Consider the following 22,693-nt stretch of genomic DNA (forward strand, 5'->3'; position numbering starts at 1 on the left):
CTTCAATTTCAGCTTTATAATTTTTATCCATAAAGATGCACCCTAGAAGTTAGATTTTTAGTCCAACTTTTGGGGTGCACATTATTTTAAATATTTTTACAGTCTTTTTCTAATGCTAAGCACTACTATAATGTTTTTCTAAACAGGGCTAATGTAGAGTTGCCAAAGGATTCTGTGTCTGTGTCAAAAGTTTCGACTACTTCGAATCCAAAGTATGTGATTTCTCTTATTAGAGCTGTCTTTGACTTTTCTAAATAAGGAATAACTTTTAATGGTATTTTTATTTTTTCTCCATTTATTCGTACCATTCTATCTATATAATTTTCTTTATGAAAGTTTTTTAATTGTTCTTTAACTTGATCGTAATCTTCTATTGTATGGAATCCTTTGCCCCACTCTGATTTACAATGATCAACTAAGAAGTAACCATCCTTTTTTAAGACTCTTGCAACATTTTGTAGATGACATAATCTGTCTGAGTTTTTATTAATCATGTGTAAGCAGCCCATATTCATAGCTAAGTCGAAAGTTTCATCTTCATATTTATTTAAATAAAGTACATTTCCAGTGCTGAATATAGATTGTTCGTCATTAAAGTTTCCAATTTTTTCTTTTGCTTTTTCAATTGCACTGTGAGAAATGTCGATACCCTGTACATCAATATTTTGTTTGTGTAAAAAAATGGTATCTCTTCCTTCTCCACACCCTAAATCTATAACTTTCCCTTTAAATATATTTGGATGTTTTCGAAAAACCATTAATAATGATTCATTTGGTTTTCCTGTTTTCCATAAATCAACACCAATGCTATAAATTTTTTTATATCTTTCTTCGTAACCAAAATAGTAGTCATCGATATCAGCAAATAGTTTTTGAGCATCTTCATCATTTTCTATGGCTAGATTATAGTGATTTGAAAGTGAAATACATGTGTTAGACACTAATAAATTTATAAAGTACTTTTTATTTTTGTGTATTTCAAACTTTTCTCCGACACCAATAAGAAATGGTTTTGCTACTTTACTTTTATTAGAACATTCTATTATGGCTAAACGACCACTTTCAACAGTTAGATTATTCTCTTTATCACTAGTTATTTTGAAAGTGCGCAAATCATTATTTTCTATAAATTGTAGAGTGTTAATCATCATCACCTTCTAACTCAAACAATAGCTTTTCTTTTAATTTAGAAGGATGTTTAAATGCTCTGCAGGTGTTTAATAATTTCCGAGCTTCATTTAAATTGTTAGATTTTAATAATGAAAAATAGAGTGTTATTGGAATAATATCTCTTTGAGCGTTACTACCTCCAAAATTTGTATTATTTAATAACGGAAACAATTTTTTAGAAGCTTCAGAATAATTTTGTCTAGCAAAATCGTAAAAGCCACTTAATAAGTTATATTGTTCGTAATTAATTGTATTATATTGTCTTTCTCTTATTTGTTGAATAAGTGATTCAATTTTTTCTTTTTCATCTTTTAATATATAGGCTATTAAAGCATGTAAATCATTGAAAATAAAGTGACTATTATTTAAGTAATCGTCCCAATTGTTTAATGACTTATAAGGAATAATATTATTTTCATCCAATAAATGTAATCTCCAAAGTAGGGCAGTGACGTCTAAATCTTCAAACCCATTCTCAATGTTTTTGCGTATGATTTCATTCGTCATAATCTGTTTAACTTCTTTGAAATCCAAGTTGAATAAATGAAATACTGCTAAATGCCACCAAACATGAATTCTCATACCTTTATTACATTCCCAATATGGTTTCATTTTTTTCATCCACAATATGCCTTCTTGATATTTACCTGTTTCATAAAAATAATGACACATAGCATGTATTGAATATACATCTTTAGGATTTATACTAAGTGCAATATTGGCTGCATTTTTTGCTTCTTCAAACATTCCATTTTCAATTAAAGCAAATGATTCAATACCTTTACTATATCCATAAAAAGAATGGTTTGTATTTGTAAAAGCATTGACTACAATTTGTGATGTTTCAAGCATACTTTTTTGCCAACCAAGATTAAATTCCATCATATGAAGGGCAAAGAAAGCAAGTCGGTTTTTTGGGTTATTGTTAAGTAGCTCTCTATATTTTTGGTGAGCATCAGTGTATTTACAAGTTGCTTGTTTTTCTAGAGCATTATTTAAAAGTACGGTATCAGTATTGTCTATTGAATTGGTGTTTAGAATTTTTAAATTCTCTAATGCTTTATTATGCTTTCTTTTTTCCATGCTACTTAAATATTCAATTGTTTGTAATTGTAATAGAAATATATCTTGAGTATTAATATTTACATATTGAATTGGTTCAATCATTCCATAAAGATGATCATATAATTTTTCGATATTAATTTCTTGTTGCGAGTAATATACATTGTTATAAATATCTTTCCTTTTAATTAAATGATTTTTCAATTGTAGTGTTCCTTTCGTGATGTTCAATTTTCAATAAAAGCATTAATATAATTAACAAAATAAATGATGGTAACCAAACGAAGTTTAAATTGAATATACCAAGATAAATACAGAGTGCAAGAACTGGTAGCCCTAAAGCATTTCCCAGGGAATAAATATGTTTTACAGTATGACTAGCGTATGCTGTAACAATGATTTTTCTGAAAATAATTCTTGCACTGCCAAAAGTGAAACCGAACAATAGCATTAATAGTAATTTCATTACCAGCGTTCCTTCAGCCAAATACCACATTACAGTGATAACAATACTTATTATAAAAAATAGAGACAACCAATTATTAGATCGTAATTTACTGAGTATTATTCCAATTAAAGCCATTCCCAGCCCTAAAGCACAGTCCAACAGTGCGACTTCATGAACTTCTCCACTCTTAAAAGCTGTAAAAGTAGGTAACATAAAATTGATAGTTCCTAATATTGGCCACATAAGCATACTTATAAAGTAATGTGTAAATTTTATAGATTCTTTAGTATGAACTTCATCATCATTAGAAGGTAGCTGATTTTCCTTATTTTGTTTCCTAATGGAAAAGTAAAGAAGTAGATAGATTAAAGCATACAATATAAATATCCAACGAAGTGTAATAAATTTAACAATTATTGAAACAAACAATGGGCCTATCATTAAAGCAACTTGATTGATAGTCATTGAAAGGGAACTATATTTATTAATAAATATTTCACTTTTCTTTTCAACTAATTGTGAAAACCAAAATTCTAAACTTGTTTCTAAAAGGAAAAATACAATCCATAGAGCAAAATTTAGAATAATTAATAGCAAAGCGTTTCGGTAACATACTGTTATGATAATGACTATATAAAATAGTACTAAAAAAGATAATTTTGTCAGGCCAGCACCAGAATAATTTTTAAAGAATAACCTTATTAGAAATGGAGTGAATATTGCTGGAACAAATGAAAGGATTGTAGCCAGCGCTAAATCACTCGTAGATTCAGGATTTGCGAGTTCCCAATTTATAATGAGTATTAAACCTCCACAGATAAATCGATATAGTGCTGTAATGGTTAAATATTTAGTCATTATGAACATCACTACAGTCAAAAATTTCATTTGCTAATTCATTGGCTTTGTGAATATGTTTGTATGTTTTTGAAGTTGGTAACTCAGGCCAGTTCAATTGAATGAGTCCTTCACGATTACTCCAATTTTCAGGGTCAGTTACGATATCTCCAGCTTTTTTAAGTATATTTATTTTTTGATTTCGGGATCTTTTGATACATCCGGATAATGAATATGCATGATTTTACCTTTTTGAGCTTTCATAAATGCTATGGCAGAAGTTTTTTGGGGGGTAAATGGATATGTAGGTTTTACGTCATTGTTAATATACATAGATATATGAAGGCTGTAGGGGTTAATGTCATAAGAAGATTCGACTAAATCCATAATAGCATCGCCACCAGGTCTAGCTGCAGCTTCTATGACATAGAGGTTGTTGTCTTTAATTTTTATTTCAACATGAGCAACCCCACGTGAAATTCCTAAAGATTTACAAGCTTGTATTGCAAGGTCTTTAATATTTTTATCTTTATATCTGAAACTGGGAATTAAATGACCCATTTCAGTAAACCACGGTCTAGATGATAAATATTTTTCTGTAACAGTAATGACTTCATAGAAATTATGACCACATAATACTTCAACTGAAACTTCATCATCACTATCAATAAATGCTTCGATCAGAAATCCACTTTTAGAAACTTGGAAATCGTCTGCATAGACCTCCATCGTTTGTTTCGATTTAATATAGGCCTCCATACATTCTTGTTTATTATTGGCTAAATAAACACCGCCACTACCTCCGAAATCAACCGGCTTTATAATTACTGGAAAATTAAATTCATTCATTAGCTGTTTTAATTGTAATCCACTATTAAAATACATAGACTTTGGTGTAGGGATATTAAACTTTTCAAATATTGACTTCATTATACTTTTATTTCTACAAGCGTTTATGACCTGTTCTTCAAGGTAAGGCAAACCGTAGTCTTGATTTAGTTTGTTAGCAACTTTTAGTGTCCAATCATTTAAAGGAACAATAGATTTAGGTTTGAAACCTTGCGTTTTATAGTAAGCTATTTCATTTTTAATTTCTTCATAGTTTAAAGGATTAGCATTAATACAAAAATCCCAATAAGCATTATATTGATATTTTGCATTTTTAATAGCTGTCCAAACTTGAAAATCTCCAATTGCTTTGCCACCTGCATAAGATCTTTCTCTAAGGAACTGATCTGCACCTAACAACAATAGATATTCTTTCATATGAGCCTCCTCATTCATAAATTATTTATTATATAAAAATAATACCATATAATTTTATGGTTTAAAATGATATAAAAATAGGTTGTGAGTTTTGTTTTTGTCGAAGATCTTTATAGATATTTCTTAGAAAGTGTTAGTTTTAAACATATAAAAGACTTAAGAATATCTACTTAATCTTTGCATTTTTTATTTTGAAATTATTTACTAAAGAAAATTTATTTTTAAAAGTTACAATATGCAACATGGTTTACCTATCAAAAGTAGTAATCGAGGAATAAACAAACAAGGTAGAATGATGAGAGTTATTGAAGCGCATAATGTAATAAATGGGATTCTTGTAATTAAGGTGAAAATGAAATTGTAAATGGTCTGAAAGCTAATTAAAATAAGATAACACATATTATAAATTCTTAAATATAAATCATAAATATAAAAACTGCATCGCTAACCGATAAGCAATAATTTGTCATATGAGAAATGAATTTTTAATAATTCGATCTATATTCACCCCTAAAAAATGCCACAACGCCTATAACATCCCATCAAGTTTAAAGTGACCATATCAGTGATATGTACATAATAACGCTTATGACAAAGGGGTGGAAAATAATGGCAGCAGAAACACATAAAGGTTGTGTTAAGTGTGGACATACAGAAATTGAAGAAGGAACACTTTCAGCGACAGGTTCAGGTTTTTCTAAAATATTTGACTTGCAACATAATAATTTTACAACAATAACATGTAAAAATTGTGGGTATACAGAATTTTATAAAGTGGATAAAAATAGAACAACAGATATTGTCGATTTGTTCTTTGGAGGATAGAAATTATAAATAATTAGCACGGTGCATAAAATACTGTTTTATTATAACTGTATAAATGCTGGTGAAATGTAATCGTATTTTATAACTAGTCAACATTATGAGGTGGACTATGAAATCTTTTTAATTAGATTTCTGGTTCACTTTTTTAATTTAACATTTACTTCTAGTTAATTTGAACTTCATACTATTTTGTTACATTCATGGTAATCAATATGAATTGGTAACTTAAAAAATAGATAGGAGTGGCGTTATTTTATGAAAAAAAGCACCTCGAGTATCATATTTACGATGTCTGCGGCAGGAATTTTTGTAGGGACACAAGATGCTAGTGCATCGGAATTAGAGGATCAACAGAAAACAACAGAAGCAATCAATGAAACGAATCAAAACGATGATACAATCACACAAACTTCAGATAAAGCGTTGAAAACAGAATCACCTGTTAATAAAGTAGCTAACATTGAGGATAATGATCAGGAAGATGCAACAAATGATACAAAGGTACAGTCAAAAGCAAATAATAATCAAAATTTAACTTCATCTAAAAATGTCGATGAGGAAGTAGACCAAAATACACAAATTACATATAAGCAACAAGATGAAAGTAATAAACATATACAACCATCTGATAATCAACAACAAAAAGAATCGTATACAGCAGCGAAAGAACAACCAAAGTTACCAAATCAATCGATTTCCAATCAATATAACCCAGGAAATAAGCAACAGTGGGAAAATGAAGCGGCTAAAACTGAGGAAGCTATTTCAGAGCAACAACCCAAAGAGGAACAATTAGATAAAGGGACAACAGAAGATAATCATAAGTCGAACAAATCGTTAACATCAGATGAAACGGCTACAACCAAAAGTACAAATCAGCAAAATCATCCACCACAACAAAATAACACTGAGCGTACTACTAATCAGGAATCAGATAATAAAAAAGCAACTACACAGCAAACACAATCTAATGAGCATCGTTATGCGATTATGACGATTGGTAAAGATAATACAGAAAAGAATTTAACTTGGTATCATGAATCGGACGAGCAAGGTTATGTGGAAATTGCAAAAGCAAATGAGCAGGGTGATTTTTCTAATGCAAGACGTATAGAAGGAGAAACATATAAGGGTAGCAATACAAAACGTTTGTTAAATAAAGATATACCAAAAATGAATTATACCCATGCAACGCTGCCTCATTTAGAAGAAAATACAACATACATGTATCGCTTTTTTAACGGTGTTAATGGAGAAAAATCACCGATACGTCGTTTTGATACGAATAATAATGGAGAAACGAATTTTATCGCAGTCGCTGATCCACAACTAGGTGCTTCAGGAGATTTAGTAGCGGAAAATGCAGGATGGCAAAATACTGTGAATCAAATGGCACAGTTAAATAAAAATCCAGATTTCTTAATGAGCTTGGGAGATCAAGTCAATTTGCCTTGGGATGAAAAGGCATATAGTGGTTTTATAGAAGCAAAAGGAATGGAAAATTTCACAGTTGTACCAACTTTAGGTAATCATGATCGCGCCAATAAAGCTTATTCTGAACATTTTAATCTTCCTAATTTGCAAAATGGTGGTAAAAACCTGGCGAGTTCTGATTTTTATTTTACGCACAATGATACACTTTTTGTCAGTTTGAACTCTGAGAGTTTGGATTATAAAGGGCACGAAGAGACGATGAAACGTGCGATTGCAGATACTAAAGATCAAAATCCCAAGTGGGTTGTCGCACTCACTCACAGAAATCCATATTCAGCAGGTAAACATTCTGATAAATTAGCAACAAAAATCAGACGTGATAAATTTGCGCCGTTGATGAAAAAGTACAATGTTGATTTAGTATTAGGTGGACACGACCATTCTTATAGTCGTTCACATGTTATGAATGGTAAAGATGCTCAAGTTAAATGGGATGAAAATGGAGTAGCACCACAAACATATTCAAATCCAAACGGTACAATTTATGTAACATTAAACTCTGCTAGTGGTAGCAAATTCTATGAATTAGATGGAAAAAAAGATTATGCAGTTAAATCAATACAGGATAACCAACCTGCTTATACGAAAGTGAATATCACGAAGGATTATATTGAAGTATTAACATACCATGTACCACAAGGTAATGAAAAACTAGGTGACCCGATTGATCGTGTCCGCATTAATAAAGATGATAATTAAACCTGCTGTCAGTTATGATATGACAAGTGATAATTTTATCAAAATATAGAGCGGTAAGTCATCGGGTTGTGTGCCGTCACTATACGCTACCGTGTATATTAAGTGTGTATTGAAATTGTTATGTTGAGTTTTACCATGTGATATGTCGCAAGTATTCATTTTTACTTACATCGCAATTTTAGAGAAATACGATCTTTAACAACCACATGAATGAAGAATAGTAAGAGTTGCAGAGCAATTAACACTTGTTGAATATATAAATCTTTTACTGGCGAGGAAGCTAGGAAGAAAAAATAAACAACCCTTTTAAGGGTTGTTAGGAAATTAGTACATATAGATGATCTTCTCAGAGCGCTTATCATGGCTATCAATAACAAAGATTTGTAGCCACACAGCAACCCACATCTTATTCTGGTTGTCTTTATTGAATTTATAGTTAGTAAATTTGTTGTTTAGCGCTATTAAAATCTTGTAACATTTCATACCATGCTTTTTCAATATTTTCATTTAATCCAAAAAGTCCACTCCGTCCTAATATATAGATATCTGGCCCAGCTTTTTGAATTTTTTCAAATGTATTTTTATTTGATGATCCATCCATTTCAATAAGATAATTGTAGTTATTATCATCTCTAATAACACGTAATTCTTGTATTTTTTCCAATGTACTATCAATGAATTTTTCACCTGCAAAACCTGGATCAACAGTCATAATTGTTACTTTATCAACTAAATCTATATAGGGCATTATGATATCAATTTTAGTTTCTGGATTTAAAACAACTCCAAATTTTAAATCTGCGTTGTGCACTTGATTGATTAAACGATAAGCAATGCCATTCATAACTTCTGCGTGTACACATATAAATTCACTTCTGATTTTTATTAATTGATCTATCCATTGTGTTGGATGAGTTACCATTAAATGTGTAGAAATTGGTACAGAAGAAATTTTTTTAACTTGTTCAATAAACCATGGTGACAACGTGATGTTTGGAACATAGTGTCCATCCATAATATCTATATGGTACGAATCGACATGCTGATCTAAAAAAGTGATTTGCTCTTTAAATTTATCTAAGTCCATCGTCATTAATGATGGTGAAAATTGTGTTTTAACCATAAATGTCACTCCTTAAGAAATTTTTAGTTCATTTAAATCTATATCATCTTCTTCTGTTTCTTCTTGTATATCATTAGATGCATCAATCGGTTTTTTTAAAATAGTGAGTACAAATGCAGTAACAATTACGTTAGCCAAGACGGCTAGGACAAAAGTAAAAGGTTGTGACATGGTAGGCAGCACGAGAAAGCCTCCGAATGGTACTTGTGCATCTCCGCCTAACACCATAGAAATCGCACCACCAACAGCACCACCAATTCCAGTAGCAATAACGCTACGAATAATATCATTCAATGCAAGAGGTAGCACACCTTCAACAATCTCTATGAGGCCCATTGGAAACGCAGTTTTCAGGGTTTCAATTTCGACTTGTTTGTAAATATTTTTTTTGAATAACTTAGCAACCCAATAAGCTAAAGCAAATCCTAATGGCGTAGCAGTATTAACAACAATCAATGCAGTTATAGGTTCATGAATACCTTGAGCTTGTAAAGTCAAAACGAAAGCGAATACTGTTTTGTTAATAGGACCTCCGAAATCAATACTGGCTAGTACGCCTATCAATAAGCCATAGAATAATTTAGAAGTGCCACCTAACGATTGTAAATATTCTGTTAACCAATGTGTAAATGCACCTATTGGAACACCAATGACATAGACCATAATCAATCCACCAATGAGTGAAGCGATAAATGGAATAACGAGCATTGGCATAAGGCCTTTAGCCCAATTTGGTAATTTTACAAATTTAATAATTAGTAATACAAGATAACCTGTTAGAAATCCACCAATGATACCACCTATAAAATCAGCACCGACTGCAGTTGAGGTTAAACCTATAATTACCCCAGGTGCGATACCCGGTTTGTCTGCAATAGAATAGGAAATACCAGTAGCGATTATTACAGGTAATAATTTTAATCCAATGCCACCTATTACAGCGAGGACATCCCAAAATGAATAACCTGACTTAGTTAAATCAGTAGAGCTATCTCCACCGAACGCCATTCCTATAGCAATCATAAACCCAGCACCACAGACTACAGGGATAAGATACGAAATGGCTGTTAATAAATGTGTTTTGAAATTTAAATTATTGAAAAATGATTTCATAATCCTGCCCCCTTTAAGATGTAAGCACCTGTATGATTTCTTCTTTTCTTTTGGCGTTAAGTAATTTAGAATTTATTTCATCATTTCCTAATTTTCTAGCTATTTGTGATAATAATTTGAGGTGATCTGTTGAGTTTTCGGTTCCTATTGCAATTAAAAACACAATTTGAGCACCGTCATTGTCTAATGATTCCCACTCGACTTTATTATTTAATGTAGCAATTGCGACGCCTGGCTTCTGAACACTTTTACTTTTGCCATGTGGAATTGCTAGTAAATTACCAATTCCGGTCACACCTTCATTTTCTCTGTTATAAACATCATTTAAAAAAACATCTATATTATCGATGTATTGCTCTTTTTTGAACGAAGCTGCTAAACTTTTTAAGATTTCTTCTTTGCTTGTATAATTAGATTTAGGAAAAATTATATTTTTATCTAAGATATTTGTAAGTTCCAAATTTTTCATCTCCCTTAACTTTTACTCACAGCAATTTCTTCTATTTTTTCTATTAATTTATTTGGTGATTTAATTGCTAAATCTGTAGGTATTTCAACTATTTTTTTTCCATCAAAACGCTCTTTATTTGTTATTTTCACGTCTATTGCAAGTAATACAATATCTGCATTACTTATTGCTTCTTCAGTCAATTCATTTTCCGAACCAATTGTTCCTTGTGTTTCAATTTGAATGGAATGACCTTTCTTTTTAGCGGCTTGTTCTAATTTTTCTGCTGCAATATATGTGTGTGCAATTCCTACTGTGCATGCGCAAACGCTTACGATATTCATATAAATTACTCCTTTGTAATCAATTTTTTTATATAATCTTCATGTGCTAAATTCCTCATAAAGCTTCTTATTAAGTCTTTGTCACTGTCTTCAACCTTCATAGGCACTAGTATTAAAATAATTAAATCAATGAACTTGTCTTGCCACTTTATAGATGATGAATTATTTTTTACTAACACAATGCGTGTTTGATAAACGTAAGATTCTTTAATATGAGGTAATACTATTTTTGGATAGATTTCTAAGTCGCCTTGGTCCTCTCTATAAGCAATATCCTTTAGCATTGTATTCTGTTTATCAATAACATTGTCTTCAATAAGTAAGTTTTCTATATCATCTAAAATTTCGTACGTATTATTTGATTGTGTCGTTATTTCAAATAAAATTTCATCCATGATGAACACCTAATTTCGGAATAAGGGATTTTAATTTTTGTTGATCATTTTTATTAAACATTGCACTTACAACAACAACCGGAATAACATCGAAATTCTTTATTGAAATAGTAGAAATTACCAAATCGATATCTTTAATAATTTCGCTGTTGATAGTGTCTGATGATATGACATCTATTACTTCTATCTCAGGAATGTTTTTCTCGATTTTGACACGTAGTAGCTCTGAAGTGCCTATGCCGGTTGTACATGTAATAAGTGTTTTGATTTTTCTAGGATTACGTTCTATTTCTCGAGCAAAATAAAGTGTTAGAAACCCGATTTCATCTTCTGAAATACTTGGAATTAGCATTTTAGAAATATAAGATGTTTGAGTATATATTTCAGAATATTCAAACTTTATTTGATCTAATAAAGTGTTTTTAATAAGAATATGATTATTTATTCGATTAATCATTGGCTTTATATGTTTCATTAAATCAATACGAAATGTAGTATTAGAAAAATCACTGTTCAATCTCTTTTCCATAGGTATTATTAAATTGTTTGTAAAAGTAATAATGTCATCCGAAAAGTCACATTCGCTATCCTGGTTTGAAGGTGTCTCGTGTTCTACGCGATAGGATGTTAGATATTTATATAAATAGTCTTTTTCTATGTTAGGCAACTGGGAAGATAAGTACGTTTCAAAATTTTTGATAATGATATCACTGATTCTGTAATATCTTTGGTCTATTGTATGATCAGTGCTTTTTATATTTTTATGTTTCTTAACTTCATGTTTTCCATGTTTTCTAAAACGTAATATTAGAATATATAAGTGTGAAAAGATATTGATATTGTATGGATACGGTATGCTAACATTGAGCGTTTTTTCAATCGTATTTATTTGGTTATAAACAAAATTTTTATCTTTTTCTTCTATACTTTTGGGTATACTATCTGATTTTTCAATATCTAAGAATAGAGTATCCATACTTTGCATTAATGCATTTCTAATATCAGATTCTTCTCCTGAAATTACTAAGGTACGGTCTTTACGAATCAATTTTAGGTTAAATGGTTGGGCCATTTCTATAATCATTTTTTCATCTACGGATAACATACTTTCACTAATATAGAATTTATTAATGATTTGATTCACAGTCATTGGTTTTGGGGAGCTTATTAATAGGTCCTTAAAAATTTCATTTCTTCTTTCAATAGGTGACATAGCTAACTTCACACTTTTGGATATTGTATTTGATTCAATATCCAAACTATTAAAGTCAGGATCTATATAAAAACCTTTACCTTTTGCTGAATAAATTTTTTTATTATCAGTAGAACCATTAATTTCATTGATTAAACGATAAATACTTTTAGAAGAGATCGATAATAAATTAGCTAGTTCAGTTGCTTTGGTATATCCAGAGTTGTTTAATAAAAAATTTATAATCTTATTCTTTTTTTCCTCCTTATTCATAAATATTCCCTCCTCCATACATAAAGTGTATAGCAATAATTTGTAAGCGCTTAATTTAAAATTGTCCAATACAATGGACAATTTTTTATAATCTTATTAATCATTATATAATATAATAGGATAAACGTTTATAAATGTTATTTAACATAAAATATAATATTTTGTTAATTTGAGGGGTAATTTCATTAATAGTTCAAAATAAAAAAATCATCTAATAAACCAATTAAAAATAGTTTATTAGATGACTCATAATAATCTTTTAATAACATTACTAAAAATGAATGTCTATATTGTGTTCTTGGCAAAAATCGGTGATATCTTTTGGTGGGGTTTTGTCGGTAAATATTTTACTAATATCGTCCAAATTACAATATGTGAGTAAAGTGGATTTCCCCATTTTACTGTGATCGGCTAAGATAAATGTTTCTGAAACTTTGCTCGTAATATATTGTTTTATTAAATTTTCTTCCATTTCGGAATTAGATAATCCATTTTGAATATTAACACCAGTTGCGGACATAAAAGCCTTATTAATATTGAATTTTTCTAGCAACATATTGGAATCCATACCTATAAATGACCTTGTGATTGGTTTATATTTTTCTCCAATAATGAATAGTGTTACATTTTCAAATTGTGATGCTCTATTCATAATGTCTAAACTATTCGTTATTATAGTGAAGGTCATATTTTTATCAACATAATCTAATAGATGTATTGTAGTCGTGCCTGTATCGATATATATAATATCATTAGTCTTTATTTCATTAAAGGCTATTTCTCCAATATATTTTTTAGATTGGTAATTTTCTATATTTCTTTTATAGTAATCCACAGCTTTATGTGAATCTTCAATGACTTCTATTCCACCGTAAACCTTTTTGGCGATTTTCATATCAACAAGTTGGTTAATGTCGCGTCGAATAGTATTTGTTGAGACATTAAAAGTTTCACAAAGTTCTTCTATTGATGCTGTCTTGTTTTTTTTTATGAAAGCTTCAATTTCATAAATGCGTTTAGATTTCATATATGATACCCCCATTAATTACAATATACCCAATTTAAGTAGTGTAAACAACATAAAAACTAAAAAATTACTCAAAAGTTGACATTATTTAAACAATATTATAATATATTTTTCAACAAGTAACCAGAAGTTAACCAAAAGTTGATATTCGCTTTATTGTTTTTGTAAGCGGTTACTTAAAAACGATTGGAGGATTTTATAATGGCAGAAATCTTAAAGAACTATGTTAATGGCGAATGGAAAGTATCGAAGAGTACAGAAACACTTGATGTGTTAAATCCTGCAACTAAAGAAGTGATTGCAAAGGTACCTGTATCAACACGTGAAGAATTAAACGAAGCGGCACAATTAGCACATGATGCATTTCAAGAATGGAAAGAAGTGGCAGTACCTAAACGTGCGCGTTTGTTGTTCAAGTTACAACAGTTACTCATAGATAATAAATATGAACTTGCATCAATCATCACTAAAGAAAATGGTAAAAATACTACTGAAGCTTTAGGTGAAGTGCAAAGAGGGATTGAAAATGTTGAATTTGCAGCAGGGGCACCTTCACTAATGATGGGTGATTCTTTATCAAGTATTGCAACGAATATTGAAGGGACAAGTTATAAATATCCTGTAGGTGTTGTTGGTGGTATAACTCCTTTTAACTTTCCAATGATGGTACCGTGCTGGATGTTCCCAATGGCTATATCATTAGGCAATACATTTGTGATTAAACCATCAGAAAAGACACCACTATTGGTTAATAAATTAGCTGAATTAGTTGAAGCAGCAGGCTTTCCTAGTGGTGTGTTCAATGTCGTACATGGCGCACACGATGTCGTTAATGGTATTTGTGAAAATGAACATATCAAAGCAGTTTCATTTGTAGGATCTAAGCCAGTTGGTGAGTATGTCTATAAAAAAGCAACTGAGAACTTAAAACGTGCTCAATGTTTAACTGGAGCGAAGAACCATACAATCGTATTAAATGATGCAGATATTGATACAGCAGTCAAAGATGTCATAGGTGCTGCATTTGGTTCAGCAGGTGAGCGTTGTATGGCTGCAGCTGTTATAGCAGTGCAGGCTGATGTTTATGACGAATTCAAAGAAAAATTAGTACAAGAATCTAAAAATATTGTGATTGGTAACGGCATAGAAGATAACGTATTTTTAGGGCCTGTTATTAGAGAAGAAAATAAAACAAGAACATTACAATACGTAGACGAAGGTGTGGAAGAAGGTGCCACATTAGTCCTAGATGGTAGAACAGATAATCAAGAAGATGGATATTTTGTCAAACCGACTATTTTTGAAGATGTCACAACGGACATGAAATTATGGCAAGATGAAATTTTTGCGCCTGTATTATCACTTGTTAAAGTGAATAGTTTAAAAGAAGGTATCACATTAGCTAACCAATCTGAATTTGCAAACGGGGCTTGCTTGTTTACAGATAGTGCTTCGTCAATTAGATATTTTAGAGAAAATATTGATGCAGGCATGTTAGGTATTAATTTAGGTGTACCTGCACCAATGGCAATTTTCCCATTCTCAGGTTGGAAATCTTCATTCTATGGTTCATTACATGCTAATGGTAAAGACAGTATTGATTTTTATACTCACAGAAAAGTCGTTACAGCACGTCATGGAGATCCACAATTTTAAGGAGTGAAAATAGATATGGCTGATTTATTAAATAAACCTGTACATCATCCTTTAAGCGATGATGTACAAGTTATCCACGATTTAAAACCAAACGACATAAATTTAAACTATATAGGGTTAAAAGTACTCGATATTAGAACGGGTGGCATTTATGAAGAAGCAACTGAAGACTTTGAATTATGTATAGTGGCCTTAACAGGAAAAGTTTCAGTGTCAGATGGTTATGACACTTTTAATAATATCGGTACAAGGGATTCAGTATTTGAAAGAATTCCAACAGATAGCGTGTATATTTCAAAGCAACATAATATAACCATCGAGGCTGTGACAGATGCAAGAGTAATATTATGTTACGCACCTGCTGATGAAACACGTGAGACACAGTTTATACCAGCAAGCGAGAATTCAATTGAAGATAGAGGTAAATATGCTAATAAGCGTCATGTACACAATATCTTACCAGATACGCATAAAGCGAGTGAAAAATTATTAGTTGTAGAAGTATATACGGATCAAGGAAATTGGTCTAGTTATCCTCCACATAAACATGACAGGGATAATTTACCAAATGAGTCATTACTAGAAGAGACTTACTATCATGAAATGAATCCACGTACAGGGTTTGTGTTCCAAAGAGTGTATACAGATGATTTGTCACTTGATGAAACGATGGCAGTTGAAAATAGCGATGTCGTAGTGGTTCCAAAAGGATATCACCCAGTAGCTGTCCCAGATGGTTATGATGGTTATTATTTAAATATCATGGCAGGACCTAAAAAAGTTTGGAAATTTTATAATCAACCAAATCATGAATGGATAATTGATCGTAAATAAAAGGAGTGCACATATATGGCTAACAAGAAACATATCGTAGCAATCGGTCGTGCTGCAGTTGATTTAAATGCTAAAGAAATTAATAGACCAATGGAAGAAACGGCTAGCTTTAGCAAATATGTGGGTGGCTCACCAGCTAATATAATGATTGGTGCTGCAAAACTAGGATTAGATGTTGGTATGATTGCTAATGTATCTGATGATCAACACGGAAGATTTATTACGAACTATTTTAATGAAGTAGGTGTAGACACTTCTCAAATTCATATTGATGAAGAAGGACGCAAAATTGGTTTAACTTTTACTGAAATCAAAAGTCCTACAGAATCTAGTATTTTGATGTATAGAGAAGCAGTTGCTGATTTATATCTTGCTCCAGAACATGTGAATGAATTATACATTGAAAATTCGGAATATTTGCTCATTTCGGGAACGGCTTTAGCGCAATCACCTTCAAGAGAAGCGGTCTTAAAGGCTTTAGCACTTGCAAAAAAACATAATGTTAAAGTGATTTTTGAATTAGATTACCGACCATATAGTTGGAGAAATACAGAGGAAACGTCGATTTATTATGAACTAATTGCTGAACAAGCAGATGTTGTAATTGGTACAAGAGACGAATTCGACATGATTAAGCGTTATCAGACACTGTCAGATCAGGAGATTAGCAGCTTGCTATTTACAAGAAATCCTAATTTAGTAGTGGTCAAACATGGCGTACAAGGTTCATTTGCTTTTGATAAAGCAGGTGAAGTATATGAAGGAAAAGCATTTAAAGCGAATGTTGTAAAAACATTTGGCGCAGGTGATTCATACGCAGCTGCCTTTATCTATGCACTTGTTACAGGTAAATCTGTAGCGGAAGCACTTCAATATGGGGCGGCATCTGCAGCAATTGTTGTTAGTAGTCATAGTTCGTCAGAAGCCATGCCAACTGTAGAAAAAATAGAAAAGTTAATCAAAGAACAAGCTTAAGGTGGTGGTAAAAATGGTCAATACAGTGAGATTAACAACAGGTGAGGCAATCGTTAAGTTTTTAACACAGCAATACATTTACATTGATGGCGAAGAAACACGGTTCGTTGAAGGTGTAATGAATATCTTCGGCCATGGGAACGTGCTTGGCATAGGTGAAGGATTGTCAAAATATCAAAATGAATTGAAAGTAATTCAAGGTAAAAACGAACAAGGTATGGCACATGCTGCGATTGGTTTCAGTAAGCAAAGTCTAAGAAAGAAAATTTTTGCAGTAACGACTTCCGTTGGACCTGGTTCAGCTAATCTTGTGACTGCAGCAGGCACAGCGGCTGCCAATCATATCCCAGTATTTTTCCTTCCGGGTGATACATTTACATCACGTCAACCAGATCCAGTATTACAACAAATAGAAAATCCCCAAAGTATTGGGATAACAACAAATGATGCACTTAAACCAATATCTAGATATTTTGACCGTATAACACGACCGGAACAAATAATGTCGGCACTTATTAGAGCATTTGAAGTTATGACAAATCCGCAAACGGCTGGACCAGTTACATTAGCGTTGAGTCAGGATGTACAAGGAGAAGTGTTCGATTTCCCAGAGAGTTTCTTTACAAAGCGTGTACATTATGTCGATAGATTAGAACCATCTGAACGCGCGATTGAACGTGCTTGCAAAATGCTAAAAGCAGCTAAAAAGCCTTTAGTTATTGTTGGAGGCGGTGCTAAGTATTCAGAAGCACACAATGAAATCAAACAATTCATTGAAACGCATAAAATACCTATGGCCGAAACACAAGCTGGTAAATCAACGATAGAAGCTTCTCACCCATTAAATTTAGGCGGTTTAGGTGTTACAGGCAATTTAGCAGCGAATATATATGCTAAAGATGCTGATGTCATTGTAGGAATTGGGACAAGATATTCTGATTTTACAACGAGTTCGAAGACAGCTATTAATTTTGAAACTGCTCAATTGATCAATATTAATATCAATAGAGTAGATGCATACAAACTAGATGCAACACAAGTAGTGGGTGACGCCAAAGTGTCTGTGGCAAAACTCACGAGCGCACTAGGAGAACATCAATTTGATATCACTGAGACCGTTAATGGCATTAAACAACAGTGGAATAGTGAATGTGCTAGATTAGCAGAAATTAATATTAATGTAGAGGATTATACACCTGAAATTGCCAATCATTTTGATCATGCAAAGATTAAGCAATACGTAGAAACATTAAAGACTGAGTTACCACAAACAAATGCATTAATTGCAGTGAATCGTACAATAGCTAAAAATGCAATCATTGTTGCAGCAGCAGGTTCTTTGCCAGGTGATTTAGAAAGATTGTGGGAAACAGATGATTTCAATACGTATCACATGGAATATGGTTACTCAACTATGGGTTATGAAATTGGTGCAGCAGTTGGTGCTAAGATTGCAGAACCTGATAAAGAAGTCTATGCGCTAGTAGGAGATGGTAGTTTCCTTATGCTGCACTCTGAATTAATCACTGCGCTCCAGTATAACTATAAAATTAATATTATTTTATTTGATAACAGTGGTTTTGGATGTATTAACAATTTACAAATGGATAATGGTAGCGATAGTTTTTGCACAGAATTCACAGATTTTAGTGGTAAACCATTAAACATAGATTATCAAAAAGTAGCTGAGGGTTATGGTGCGAAATCTTATAAAATAAATGATGTGAAAGCACTGACAGAAGTGATTAAGCAAGCTAAAGAAGAAACTAAATCTACGTTAATAGAAATTAAAACATTGCCCAAAACAATGACAGATGGATATGAATCATTTTGGAATGTAGGTGTTTCAGAGCATAGTGACAAAGCATCCATACAAGAAGCATTTTCAAATAAAGAAAAAATAATGAAAAACGCAAAACATTACTAAAGCGGGTGGAAAAACTATGACAAAAATTAGAATAGGACAAGTAGGTCTCGGCAGATTAGGTCAAGTTCATGCATCAAATATTGTAAATCATGTTAATGATGCCGAATTATATGCAGTCGCAAGTGTAGTAGATGAAGAGCTAGTATACGCGAAAGAAACACTAGGTGTTCAACATTGTTATAAATCCTATAGTGAAATGATAAATAATGACCAACTTGACGCCGTTGTTATTGTTTCTCCAAGTGGGTTTCATGCAGTGCAAATTACTCAAGCTTTTGAAAAAGGTTTGCATGTTTTCTCTGAAAAGCCAATCGGATTAGAGTTAGAGAATATTAGACAAGTTGTAGATAAAATAGATGACAATCCAGATATAGTATTCCAATTAGGATTTATGCGTAGATTTGATGAATCTTATTTATATGCGAAAGAAGCAGTGGAAAATGGAAGCTTAGGAAAAATTACAGCAATGCGTTGTTATGGTATTGATCCTAGTATAGGATTAGATAGTTTTATACAATTTGCTAAAAATAGTGCAAGTGGCGGTATCTTCTTAGACATGTCAATACACGATATTGATTTAGTAAGATGGTTCACCGGTTCAGAATTTAAAACGGTTTATTCCCTAGGAAATAATATTGCAGCACCTGAATTATCTGAATGTGAAGAGCTAGAAACTGGTGCATGTTTATCAGAATTAGAAGATGGCACTATTGCATATTTTTTAGCAGGAAGAAATGCCAAGCATGGTTATCATGTCGAAACAGAAATAATAGGAACAGAAGGCATGATAAGAATTGGTAACGCACCAGAAAAAAATCTAGTAACTTTATATGATAAAAATGGTGTTGTAAGGCCTACATCAGGTCATTTTCCTGAAAGGTTTAGATTTGCTTTTATTAATGAATTAAATACATTTATACAATCAATAAGAAATAAAGAAAAAGCTTCTGTTACAGGTGTGGACGGTTTGAAAAGTACAGAAGTAGCCATTGCTATGCAATCATCCTTCGAATCTAAGAAGGTTATTACGTTATGAGGTGAAAAGAATGACTAGAAATATTCGTTACGCATGTGCTCCAATCGCATGGACGAATGATGATATGCCTGAATTAGGCAGTAGCAATTCATTCGAACAATGTATTAGTGAAATGGCGTTAGCTGGATACGAAGGTACAGAAATAGGTAATAAATATCCAAGAGAGCCTGAAGTTCTAAAGTCTTATCTTGAACCGCGCGGTTTATCGGTTGCTAGCGCATGGATTAGTTTATATTTAACTTCTAAACCATATGAAGTGACAGAAGCAGCATTTATAAAACATAGAGACTTTCTTTGTGAAATGGGCGCTAAAGTAATTGTAGTATCTGAACAAGGCAATAGTATTCAAGGAAGTTTGGATAAAGCATTATTTAAAGACAAGCCTATTTTCAACGATAAAGAATGGCGTTTGTTAATAGCTGGTTTGGAAAAGTTAGGAAAACTTGCTCAAGAAAAAGATATGGAAATTGTATATCACCATCATATGGGAACAGGTATACAAACCACAGAAGAAATAGACAAATTAATGGAACAAACAAATAAAGATAACGTCTCTCTCTTATTTGATACCGGTCATCTTGTAGTTTCAGGAGAAAATCCTATAGAGATTTTTAATAAATATGAAGATAGGATTAAACATATCCACTTTAAAGACGTGAGACAAGAAGTTAAAGAGGCAGTAGATACAGGTAATCAATGTTTTTTAGATGGTGTTAGAAAAGGTATGTTCACTGTACCTGGTGACGGCGCGATTGATTTTGAACCTATTCTAAATCTTATATATCAGTCAAGTTATAGTGGTTGGATTGTTGTTGAAGCTGAACAAGATCCAGCTATAGCAAATCCATTTATCTACGCTAAAAAAGCGAAAGAATATATGTCTCAATTTCAATAAAATTAAGTTATATATAAGGGTGGGAGTAATCTAAGCTCCAAAGGGGAGAGAGTTATCATGAGTATGTTTGCAATAATTTCATTTATTACAGTAGTTCTACTAATAGGTTTATATGCGTTTTTAAGAAGTAGAAAAATCAATACTAAAAATTCTGATGGTTACTTCATGGGTGGTAGAAGTTTAACAGGTTTTACTATTGCTTCTACAATTATCATGACAAACTTATCTACTGAACAAATAGTAGGACAAAACGGTCAAAGTTTTATGGCAGGTATGGAAGTAATGGCGTGGGAAGTAACTGCTGCAGTAGCTATTGTTATATTAGCGCTTTTGTTTTTACCACGGTATTTTAAATATGGTGTAGACACAATATCAGATTTTATTGAAATGAGATTTGATACATTTACTAAAAGACTGGTATCGTTGCTATTCATATTTACATATGTTGTGTCTTTTTTACCAGTAGTACTATACTCAGGCGCTCTAGTATTTAATAAAATATTTAATATTGGTGAAATTTTAAATATTAGCGATATGACTGCTGTTGTATTAATTTCTACATTTATAGGTATTTTCGGAATTATATATTTATTTATCGGAGGACTTTCTTTAAGTGCTCACAGTGACTCTATATATGGGATTGGACTCATTATCGGAGGACTTGCTATACCTTTTTTAGGATTGGTCATGTTTGGTGATGGTAGTTTATTAAAAGGTTTCGATAAAATTATACAAAATACACCTGAAAAATTAAATTCAATTGGTGCAGTTGACTCAGATATTGTACCTTGGCCAACACTATTCTTTGGAATGTTTTTTAACAACTTATTCTTTTGGTGTACCAATCAAATGATTGTCCAAAAAGCACTGGCAGGTAAAAACTTAAAAGAAGCACAAAAGGGTGCAATGTATGTTGGCATATTTAAAATATTTGGAGCATTATTCTTAGTTTTTCCAGGCGTTCTTGCTTTCAATATGTTAGGAGATAAAATTACAAATCCTGATAATGCGTACCCTATGTTAATTAATGAAGTTCTACCAGGTTGGGCATATGGTTTGTTTGGAGCAGTCATTTTTGGAGCAATTCTAAGTTCATTTGTGGGATCACTTAATAGTACAGCAACCTTATTCTCACTTGACTTTTATAAATCAATAATTAATAAAGAAGCAACAAATAAACAAATTTCTAGAGTGGGCAGATTAGTGACAGTCCTTGTAGGTATAATTGTAGTAATTATTGCACCAATGATTTCACTATTTCCACAAGGTTTATATGCTGTAGTACAGGAATTTAACGGTATTTATAACATGCCATTATTAGTGCTTATACTTGTAGGATTTTTTGCTAAACGTACATCACATCAAGGTGCTAAAATAATGTTCATTTTACACATAGTTGTGTATGCGCTTTCAAAAATTTTGTTATCAGATATACATTATTTATACGTATTAAGCGTATTATTCTTTATAGATTTATTCATAGTATTATTATTTAACAAATTAAAACCATCAGACGAATTTGATTTTAGTGTAAATTACGCAAAAGTAGATATAACGCCGTGGAAATATAGATATCTCGTAGGCGGTATTATCATAATTGTTGTAATCGCAACTTATATCCTATTCTCACCACTTGGTTTAGCTCAATAGGAGG

At 31.9% G+C, this 22,693-nt stretch carries 20 protein-coding genes; 9 read left to right on the forward strand and 11 right to left on the reverse strand.

Annotated elements, in window-relative coordinates:
- Positions 1-125: 125 nt before the first annotated feature.
- The 4 genes from KA867_RS08400 to KA867_RS08415 all read right to left on the reverse strand — a co-directional run bounded on the left by KA867_RS08400 (position 126) and on the right by KA867_RS08415 (position 4,783).
- On the reverse strand, positions 126-1,148 hold the full coding sequence (locus tag KA867_RS08400; protein ID WP_210137673.1) for a class I SAM-dependent methyltransferase: 1,023 nt from the start codon (positions 1,146-1,148) through the stop codon (positions 126-128).
- A complete protein-coding gene (locus KA867_RS08405; protein WP_210137674.1) occupies positions 1,141-2,436 on the reverse strand; it encodes a tetratricopeptide repeat protein in 1,296 nt (431 codons plus the stop codon). The genes KA867_RS08400 and KA867_RS08405 overlap by 8 nt, the downstream gene beginning before the upstream one ends.
- The gene (locus KA867_RS08410) at positions 2,417-3,538 is read right to left on the reverse strand and encodes an MFS transporter (protein ID WP_210137675.1); all 1,122 of its coding nucleotides are present in this window, start codon (positions 3,536-3,538) and stop codon (positions 2,417-2,419) included. Before KA867_RS08410 ends, KA867_RS08405 begins: the two co-directional genes overlap by 20 nt.
- Before the next feature lie 168 nt (positions 3,539-3,706).
- Complete coding sequence (locus KA867_RS08415; RefSeq protein ID WP_245355947.1) at positions 3,707-4,783, reverse strand: ATP-grasp domain-containing protein; 1,077 nt, start codon at positions 4,781-4,783, stop codon at positions 3,707-3,709.
- 609 nt (positions 4,784-5,392) lie between these two features.
- Here KA867_RS08415 and KA867_RS08420 point away from each other — a divergent pair.
- Both KA867_RS08420 and KA867_RS08425 read left to right on the forward strand, forming a co-directional pair.
- Complete coding sequence (locus tag KA867_RS08420) at positions 5,393-5,608, forward strand: zinc ribbon domain-containing protein (RefSeq protein ID WP_046207202.1); 216 nt, start codon at positions 5,393-5,395, stop codon at positions 5,606-5,608.
- A gap of 255 nt (positions 5,609-5,863) precedes the next feature.
- Positions 5,864-7,801, forward strand: a complete 1,938-nt coding sequence (locus KA867_RS08425; protein ID WP_210137676.1) for a metallophosphoesterase — start codon at positions 5,864-5,866, stop codon at positions 7,799-7,801.
- A gap of 436 nt (positions 7,802-8,237) precedes the next feature.
- Here KA867_RS08425 and alsE read toward each other — a convergent pair whose 3' ends face one another.
- The 7 genes from alsE to KA867_RS08460 all read right to left on the reverse strand — a co-directional run bounded on the left by alsE (position 8,238) and on the right by KA867_RS08460 (position 13,716).
- Positions 8,238-8,924 (reverse strand): D-allulose 6-phosphate 3-epimerase, encoded by a 687-nt coding sequence (gene alsE, locus KA867_RS08430; RefSeq protein WP_210137677.1) that lies wholly within the window; start codon positions 8,922-8,924, stop codon positions 8,238-8,240.
- Between the two features lie 12 nt (positions 8,925-8,936).
- On the reverse strand, positions 8,937-10,037 hold the full coding sequence (locus KA867_RS08435) for a PTS fructose transporter subunit IIC (RefSeq protein WP_210137678.1): 1,101 nt from the start codon (positions 10,035-10,037) through the stop codon (positions 8,937-8,939).
- 13 nt (positions 10,038-10,050) lie between these two features.
- Entirely contained in the window at positions 10,051-10,497 is a 447-nt protein-coding gene (locus tag KA867_RS08440; RefSeq protein ID WP_210137679.1) for a PTS sugar transporter subunit IIA, read from the reverse strand.
- Positions 10,498-10,511: 14 nt separating this feature from the next.
- Positions 10,512-10,829, reverse strand: coding sequence for a PTS fructose transporter subunit IIB (locus KA867_RS08445; RefSeq protein WP_210137680.1), 318 nt, complete (start codon positions 10,827-10,829; stop codon positions 10,512-10,514).
- 5 nt (positions 10,830-10,834) lie between these two features.
- Positions 10,835-11,224 (reverse strand): PTS sugar transporter subunit IIA, encoded by a 390-nt coding sequence (locus KA867_RS08450; RefSeq protein WP_210137681.1) that lies wholly within the window; start codon positions 11,222-11,224, stop codon positions 10,835-10,837.
- Positions 11,217-12,689, reverse strand: a complete 1,473-nt coding sequence (locus KA867_RS08455; RefSeq protein ID WP_210137682.1) for a BglG family transcription antiterminator — start codon at positions 12,687-12,689, stop codon at positions 11,217-11,219. The genes KA867_RS08450 and KA867_RS08455 overlap by 8 nt, the downstream gene beginning before the upstream one ends.
- Before the next feature lie 271 nt (positions 12,690-12,960).
- The gene (locus KA867_RS08460; protein WP_210137683.1) at positions 12,961-13,716 is read right to left on the reverse strand and encodes a DeoR/GlpR family DNA-binding transcription regulator; all 756 of its coding nucleotides are present in this window, start codon (positions 13,714-13,716) and stop codon (positions 12,961-12,963) included.
- A gap of 201 nt (positions 13,717-13,917) precedes the next feature.
- Between KA867_RS08460 and KA867_RS08465 the strand changes: the two genes are divergently transcribed.
- Genes KA867_RS08465 through KA867_RS08495 form a run of 7 tightly spaced genes read left to right on the forward strand, consistent with a single transcriptional unit; the run spans position 13,918 to position 22,689 of the window.
- The gene (locus tag KA867_RS08465) at positions 13,918-15,372 is read left to right on the forward strand and encodes a CoA-acylating methylmalonate-semialdehyde dehydrogenase (RefSeq protein ID WP_210137684.1); all 1,455 of its coding nucleotides are present in this window, start codon (positions 13,918-13,920) and stop codon (positions 15,370-15,372) included.
- Between the two features lie 15 nt (positions 15,373-15,387).
- Entirely contained in the window at positions 15,388-16,206 is an 819-nt protein-coding gene (gene iolB / locus KA867_RS08470) for a 5-deoxy-glucuronate isomerase (protein WP_210137685.1), read from the forward strand.
- 15 nt (positions 16,207-16,221) lie between these two features.
- The gene (iolC, locus tag KA867_RS08475) at positions 16,222-17,181 is read left to right on the forward strand and encodes a 5-dehydro-2-deoxygluconokinase (protein ID WP_210137686.1); all 960 of its coding nucleotides are present in this window, start codon (positions 16,222-16,224) and stop codon (positions 17,179-17,181) included.
- A 13-nt stretch (positions 17,182-17,194) separates the two neighbouring features.
- Positions 17,195-19,108 carry a 3D-(3,5/4)-trihydroxycyclohexane-1,2-dione acylhydrolase (decyclizing) gene (iolD, locus tag KA867_RS08480; RefSeq protein ID WP_210137687.1) on the forward strand — a complete coding sequence of 638 codons (1,914 nt, stop codon included), beginning with the start codon at positions 17,195-17,197 and terminating at the stop codon, positions 19,106-19,108.
- Positions 19,109-19,124: 16 nt separating this feature from the next.
- Positions 19,125-20,144: a Gfo/Idh/MocA family protein gene (locus KA867_RS08485; RefSeq protein ID WP_210137688.1), complete on the forward strand. Its 1,020-nt coding sequence runs from the start codon at positions 19,125-19,127 to the stop codon at positions 20,142-20,144.
- Positions 20,145-20,154: 10 nt separating this feature from the next.
- Complete coding sequence (gene iolE / locus KA867_RS08490; protein WP_210137689.1) at positions 20,155-21,039, forward strand: myo-inosose-2 dehydratase; 885 nt, start codon at positions 20,155-20,157, stop codon at positions 21,037-21,039.
- 57 nt (positions 21,040-21,096) lie between these two features.
- Entirely contained in the window at positions 21,097-22,689 is a 1,593-nt protein-coding gene (locus KA867_RS08495; RefSeq protein ID WP_210137690.1) for a solute:sodium symporter family transporter, read from the forward strand.
- Positions 22,690-22,693 lie beyond the last annotated feature (4 nt).

The organism is Staphylococcus sp. GDH8C109P, assembly GCF_017893405.1.
In the GTDB taxonomy this organism is placed as follows: domain Bacteria; phylum Bacillota; class Bacilli; order Staphylococcales; family Staphylococcaceae; genus Staphylococcus; species Staphylococcus cohnii.